The sequence below is a fragment of the Xanthomonas dyei genome, assembly GCF_002939865.1.
Lineage (GTDB): Bacteria > Pseudomonadota > Gammaproteobacteria > Xanthomonadales > Xanthomonadaceae > Xanthomonas > Xanthomonas dyei.
In genome coordinates, this window is the sequence record NZ_MDEE01000088.1 from 1 (window position 1) to 4,093 (window position 4,093).

Annotated in this window: 4 protein-coding genes; all 4 read right to left on the reverse strand. The window is 61.0% G+C overall.

Features of this window, described 5'->3' with window-relative positions; genetic code table 11:
* Positions 1-168: 168 nt before the first annotated feature.
* Genes XdyCFBP7245_RS23120 through fliF form a run of 4 tightly spaced genes read right to left on the reverse strand, consistent with a single transcriptional unit; the run spans position 169 to position 4,076 of the window.
* Complete coding sequence (locus XdyCFBP7245_RS23120) at positions 169-1,497, reverse strand: FliI/YscN family ATPase (RefSeq protein WP_244907916.1); 1,329 nt, start codon at positions 1,495-1,497, stop codon at positions 169-171.
* Positions 1,494-2,138 (reverse strand): FliH/SctL family protein, encoded by a 645-nt coding sequence (locus tag XdyCFBP7245_RS23125; RefSeq protein WP_104617682.1) that lies wholly within the window; start codon positions 2,136-2,138, stop codon positions 1,494-1,496. Before XdyCFBP7245_RS23125 ends, XdyCFBP7245_RS23120 begins: the two co-directional genes overlap by 4 nt.
* Positions 2,135-2,596 (reverse strand): hypothetical protein, encoded by a 462-nt coding sequence (locus tag XdyCFBP7245_RS23130; protein ID WP_244907917.1) that lies wholly within the window; start codon positions 2,594-2,596, stop codon positions 2,135-2,137. The genes XdyCFBP7245_RS23125 and XdyCFBP7245_RS23130 overlap by 4 nt, the downstream gene beginning before the upstream one ends.
* Positions 2,583-4,076, reverse strand: coding sequence for a flagellar basal-body MS-ring/collar protein FliF (gene fliF / locus XdyCFBP7245_RS23135; RefSeq protein ID WP_244907918.1), 1,494 nt, complete (start codon positions 4,074-4,076; stop codon positions 2,583-2,585). The genes XdyCFBP7245_RS23130 and fliF overlap by 14 nt, the downstream gene beginning before the upstream one ends.
* Between the last annotated feature and the right edge of the window lie 17 nt (positions 4,077-4,093).

The following is a 4,093-nucleotide window of genomic DNA, read 5'->3' on the forward strand; positions in this document are numbered from 1 at the left end:
CAGCGTCGCCGAACGTCAGTTGCATGGATGATTCCTCAACACGAGGCGAGTAGTGTCGCGCATCTGCCGTGCTTTGTTCAGAGGTTCCCTAGGGATGCCTTGCGCGTCTCGAGATCGCGGACGCGCGCCAGCACGGCAAGCCGCTGCAGTTGTCGACGCGCTCGATCGTCAGACATGCGCGACTTCCTTCGATAGCGCGCGCTGCAATGCGTACATTGTTTCCAGCCGTGTCATTGGTGCGCCTTGCGCTTGCTTGAGCACTAATTCCACCTGGGGCCAGGCCTCCAGTGCCTGATCGAGTGCCGAATTGGCTCCGGGCTGATACGCCCCCAGCTCAACCAGATCGCGTGAATCTTCCAGAATGGCCAGCACGTGGCGCACGCGGCTTGCCAGCTCAACCTCCTCTCGCGTCGCCAGCTGGGTCAGCAGGCGACTTACGCTGGCCAACACATTGATCGCCGGATAATGCCCTTTTGCCGCCAATGTGCGATCCAGCACGATGTGTCCGTCCAGGATGGCGCGCATGTGATCGGTAATGGGTTCGTTGAGGTCGTCGCCTTCTACGAGCACGCTGTAGATTGCAGTGATCGCACCATTGGCAAAGTTTCCGCAACGCTCGGCGATCCGCGGCAGCCATGAAAAGACCGACGGGGTATAGCCACGAAAGGTTGGCGGCTCACCGCTGGCCAGGCCGATCTCACGATGCGCCATGGCGAACCGGGTCATCGAATCTACGACCAACAGGACTGACTTACCCTGATCCCTGAAGAACTCTGCCACGGCATGCGCGGCATGTACTGCATGCGTTCGCACCAGGGCGGGCTGATCTGCAGTGGCAGCGACGACCACACAACGCGCCATCGCCTCGGGCCCAAGGGTGTGGCGTACAAAATCGCCGACCTCACGTCCGCGCTCGCCGATCAATGCCAGCACGATCACGTCTGCTTTCACGTAACGAACGAACATGCCAAGGAGTGTGCTCTTGCCGACCCCGCTGCCGGCAAAAATGCCGATGCGCTGTCCCATGCCCAGAGTTAACAGACTATCTACCGCATGGACGCCGGTTTCCAGAATCTGCGTGATATCACGCCGTACCAATGGATTGGGTGGCGCTGCGTGCAACGGATACCGCTGTTCCAGAATGCACGGCCCCAACGTGTCCAAAGGACGGCTGAAAGCGTCGACCACACGACCCAGCAAAGCAGCCCCCACCGGCACGCGCAATGACCGTGCAGTGGCTTCCACTCTTGCCCCCGTCGCGAGTCCGGCTAGGTCTCCATACGGCATGAGCAGCAACCTGCCATCCCGTAGGCCCACCACCTGTGCATCCACGCGCCGACCGTCCGCCGATGCGACCACCTCACAGAGATCACCAACACGTGCTTCGGGTCCATCGGCCTCGATCACCAGTCCGTTGAATGCACACACACGGCCATAACGGCGTGTGTAAGACGCCGACTGGATTGCCGTAGTCAAATGTTGGCTAAGACCCATCATCTGGCCACATGTTGGTAAGTGGATAGACCATCCAGCAGCGCCGCCTGTAGTGCAGATAGCCGCACATCCAAGCCGAATTCGGTTCGCCCTGCGCGTGTTTCCAGAATGCACTGGCCAGGACGCAATGAGAGATCGCATTGAATCGCCAGCCCTGCAACCTTGGGGCAGAGCGCAAGATCCTGTTCACAGACGTGCAACGCCACCGCCTGATGCCCTGCATCGCGCATTGCGCGGTGGCACAAGTCCGTCAACAGCGGTGTGTTGGCATAAGCGCCACCAATGACCTGAGTTACCGCATGGAATGCCACTTCGACGGCAACTTCATGGCTTCGACGCGCCTGCTCATCGACAGCCAGTGCCAGCCCCGCAACCAGATCCTGCATCTGCGTATGCAAGCGCTCGGTGATTTCCCGCGCCGAGCGTGCCTCCGCCTGCAAGGTATCGGTCAGTTGTGCCAACTCGCGCTGTGCAAGTGCTGCGGCTTCCTCATGTGCACGCGCTAGGCCCTCCTGATAGCCCATCGCACGTGCGTGTTCCAGCACGGACTGCTCTTCTGAAATGTCGGGCGCGGCGTTGACAACGATATGCTCCGTAGGCGCATACCAGGGTCGACAATCGGCCGATGCAGGCAGACGCTTCATGGCAATGCTCGCATTGCAGGAACCGCGGCTGCATGCGTCTGCGCCGCGTTGCGCACAGCAGCGGCCAATGCGGGCGGCAAAGGCCTCATCGTCGTTAGTTCAGCGCAAACCGCCTTGGCTATTTGAGGGTCGAGCGCGGCAAGCACGAAGGATGCCTCTCCCGCTGTCGTCGCCATTACCACGCGGCTCAATGTCGCGGCACTCAAGATATGCGACAGCTGCACGATTTCTTCCAGACCGAGGTCGGCATCGGTCTGTGTCACGGTAAGTTCCTGCCCGTGCAACAGTGGTTCCACAAGCGAGAGTTCATCCCATCCGTGACGACGCACGAGCGCTATCTGCGTGCGCAGCTGCTCGGCCATAGCTATCGGCAACGACGCCAGCAGACGCCGCCGCTGGCCTGATCGCATCACGCTCGCAAGCAACGCAGACTTGCGCATGGCCTCAGACACGCTCATGTGCAGGCCCCAGCAGCCACGCCCGAATGTGTTGTGCGGCCTGTTCGCTTTGCTCGCGACTCAAACGCTTGCCACGCGATCGTGCGATTGCCCTGCCGATCAACAGACCGACGGTCAGGCTGATGAAGATGGCGGCCAGCAACCAGGTCAGCAAACCCGATTGCCACACCGACACAGCGTCGGAAGTCGTAATGACCGAGCGATCGGTATCACGGACGGCCGATGTCGGCCGATTTGCGGGTTGGCCGGCAAGCGAAGGAGCACCGACACCGATTTCGACAACGTCACCACGCGCAGCGTCTCCGCCGATGGCGGCCATGACCAAGCGCTGCAGGCGCTGTTGCTCGATGTCGGTCAGAGGCTGTCGCACTGAAATCGCGACGCTGATGCGCTCCACGCGGCCGGTGGCACGCGTGACCTCCTGCTTCTCCGTGCCGTGGGCATACTCGACCTGTTCGTTCAATACGGCGCCGTTGCCACCGTCGGCGGTGCGGTCGGAACTAGTGCTACGTCGCACCACGGTGCCATGGTCCTGACCAGGGGCGACCAACGTACGTTCGCTAGTGGTCCGCACCTTGTCGAAATTCAGCGCCACATTCACAGAAATGGATGCGCCTGCCGTGGACGACTGTGCTTCCAGGATCTTGCGGATGTCACGCTCATAGTCCGCACCCAGCTGACGTGCCAGATCACCCTGCGTCCCACTTGCAGCGTCGTTTGCGCCTCCTCCAAGTTGCAAGCCGGTCGGCCCGACCACCACCACGGCGTCGGGCGCAAGCCCGTCCACGGCCGAGGCAACCAGGTCGCGGATGCCACTGACCTGCTTGGCAGTCAGGGTCGCGCCTGGCACAAGCGACACGGCAACCGAGGCTTTGGACTGGCTGTCTTCGGCCAGAAAAACGCCAGGCCGCCGAATCGAAAGGTGCACACGCACCGCCTCCACGCCCGGAATCGTGGCGATAGTGCGCTCGATCTCGCCCTGCAATGCCCGCTGATAGTTGATGCGCTGGGCAAATTCGGTGACGCCGAATTCATTTGTGTCGAAAAGCTCGAACCCGACATGTCCACCCTTCGGGATGCCGGCCGAGACAAGACGCATCCGCAAAGGATGCACCTGCCCTTGTTCGACGAGTATCGCGCTGCCGTCCGGAGTATAGCTATGCGGAACCTTCCATTCGTCCAGCGCCGCTGACACTTCGGCAGCGTCTGCCTGCTTCAGTTGGCCGAACAACACTGCCTGTCGCGGAGCCAATGCCCACCAGATTGCTGCAGCCGTGAGCAATAGCAAGATACCCGCGGCAACGAACAATCCCACCCTGCGGGTGGGAGGCATTGCCGAGTACGTCGTTTTGAAAGAGGAAAGCACGTCAATGTCCTTACAGTTGCATCCGCGAGAGTTCCTGATACTGAGGTTTCCCCACATTTTTTTCTGCGAGATCAAGTGCTTGCTGGGCCAGGGTGTGGAAGAAGGTGCGCGCATGGTGCACGCTTCAAGGT